This is a genomic window from Plasticicumulans sp. (genome assembly GCF_035331805.1).
Lineage (GTDB): Bacteria > Pseudomonadota > Gammaproteobacteria > Competibacterales > Competibacteraceae > Plasticicumulans.
Map to the genome: position 1 here is coordinate 1 of NZ_DAOLKE010000540.1, position 1,653 is coordinate 1,653.

Annotated in this window: 2 protein-coding genes; both read right to left on the reverse strand. The window is 68.4% G+C overall.

The features are described 5' to 3' along the window. Positions 1 to 237: 237 nt before the first annotated feature. Entirely contained in the window at positions 238 to 885 is a 648-nt protein-coding gene (locus PKE44_RS19185) for a hypothetical protein (RefSeq protein WP_324554418.1), read from the reverse strand. 166 nt (positions 886 to 1,051) lie between these two features. Then, positions 1,052 to 1,609, reverse strand: a complete 558-nt coding sequence (locus PKE44_RS19190) for a PEP-CTERM sorting domain-containing protein (protein ID WP_324554420.1) — start codon at positions 1,607 to 1,609, stop codon at positions 1,052 to 1,054. Positions 1,610 to 1,653: the final 44 nt, after the last annotated feature.

Consider the following 1,653-nt stretch of genomic DNA (forward strand, 5'->3'; position numbering starts at 1 on the left):
TCATCACGTTTGCGGAGCAATGGTGCGAGCTGAAGCAGTGGGACAAGGATGTTCGCGTCATTGAAATCTGAAACTCCGGCCAACTCCACCGGCCGCCGGGTGCCCGATGCCGCAACGGCACGGGTGCCGGGCGGGGCACTGGGGAAAGCGGTGCGATTCACGAAGCCGTAAATCAGGGCATCCGGCCGCGGAAGATGGCGGGCGCCGGAAATGCCGGCTTCAGACAGAACCGCCCCGTCACGTATACCCCTCATCCCAGCGCAGCGGCATGAAGCGGATCGGCGGCAGCGGTGGCTGGCTGTCGGATTTCAGCGCACCGGACAGATCCAGCAGGATGTCGGAGGATTCCGGCGAGGGCACCGGCACGGCGAAGTCGATCGACAGCCGATAGCGCCGCCCGGGCTCGGACAATGCGTATGCGGCCGGCAGCGGCCAGTGCTGCCAGTCGCTGCCCTGTTCGATCCACCGGCCCTGCGCATCCCGGCGACCGAACTCGTATCCGGCCACGCCGGCATGTCGCTGCCCGGCAAACTGCAGGATCGCCTGCTCCGGCCGGAACACGAAACCCGGCTTCAGCGGCACGACGGTCACGAACACGCGCGTCCTGCCGGCGGTGACGTTCTTCGTGTACACGTTGCGCGGATCGATCGAAACCGGCACGAAGAACAGCATCACCTGGTAATCATGCGTGCGCAGCCGGTTGTCGATGTCGACACTGAACTTCAGCCCGGGCAGCTCGAATTCCGGCGGGGTCCGGCTCGGGCGATCGCCGGAGAGGACGGGCGGGGTGTCGCCGACATAAGCGATGCTCTCCCAGCCACCCCGGAAACCGGCGCAGCCGCTGAGGAGCAGGAGGCTCAGAAACAGGCAGGACAGTCTTGTCATCGCATGCACCAGCGGCTCATCGGTCCTGCGCAACCCGGTCCTCAGGCCGCCGCTGCCGGCGGCCCGGCGCCGGCCTGCGGAGGTCCGGCTGCAAGGTCGGCATCAGCGTATCCGGTCCGGAGACCGGCGGGCGACGGCGATGGCCTGAGCGGGCACGCGCTGCGGCTCAGTCCCGACGCCGCATCGCGCCGAGGCCAAGTCCGCCGGCCAGCAGCAGCGCCAGCCCCGCCGGCTCCGGCACCGGCACCGCCGAGAAGCTGATCAGCAGTTCGCTGTCCTCGGGGCCGAAGTTCGTGAAGCCGGGCGTGAACGGGGCCGCCGAGTACACCTCCAGATAGCCGGGCGGTGACAGGAAGCTGGCGAAGAACGGGCTGACGTAATTGCCGTCGGCGAGCTGGTAGCCGAAGCCGTCGCCAGTCAATTGCTCACTGCCGGACGATACGAGGTTGTCGATGTTGAACGGCTCGTTGCCGGGAATCGGTGCGCCGGCCGGCATCAGGCCGGTGATGGCGATGCCGTTGCGGCTGCCGGTGATGGCGCTGATCAGGTAATGGCCGCTGCCGTCCGGGGTGTCGTCGGTCGTGAACGTGCCGCTCGCGGTGATGCCGGTGCCGGAATAGCTCCAGTTCCACAGCAGCGCCGAAGCCTGCGTGAACGGGGCGAGGGCGAGCGTTGCGCCGAGCAGCACGGCGGCGAGACGGCGGGCGGGGCGGGTCGCGGACATGCAGGACTCCGTGGCGCAAGGGCCAGGTCTGGGCGGAGCCCCGA